This window comes from Comamonas sp. B-9 (assembly GCF_000410635.1).
Lineage (GTDB): Bacteria > Pseudomonadota > Gammaproteobacteria > Burkholderiales > Burkholderiaceae_C > Comamonas.
Genome location: NZ_KE148619.1, coordinates 1 through 354, shown reverse-complemented (window position 1 = coordinate 354; position 354 = coordinate 1). Strand labels below are relative to the sequence as shown.

The 354-nt window shown below is 70.6% G+C and carries 1 protein-coding gene; it reads right to left on the bottom strand.

Features of this window, described 5'->3' with window-relative positions:
• Positions 1 to 354 (bottom strand): gamma-glutamyltransferase (locus H928_RS30245; protein ID WP_043340798.1); only part of this gene is annotated, 354 nt, incomplete at both ends.

The following is a 354-nucleotide window of genomic DNA, read 5'->3' as shown; positions in this document are numbered from 1 at the left end:
CACCAGCGTGACCTGGGTGGCCGCGCTGGCCATGTCGATGGCCTGGTCCTGCATCGCAGCGAGCGCATGGAGCACGGCCACGCCATGGGTGTTGGGCGGGCATTCGTAGATGGTGGTGCCGCGGAACGAGGTGCTCACTGGCGTGCAGAAGTTGCCCTGGTGGGCGCTGAAATCTGCAGCGGCCAACACACCACCTGCTGCCTGCACCGCAGCGGCGCAAGCGGCGGGGATGGCACCCGCATAAAAGGCCTGCGGCCCCTGCGCAGCGACGGCCTGCAGCAAGCGGGCCAGCGCCGGGTTGTCAAAGCGCTCGCCTGCGCGGGGCGGCGCATCGGCGCGGTACAGGGCGGCGCT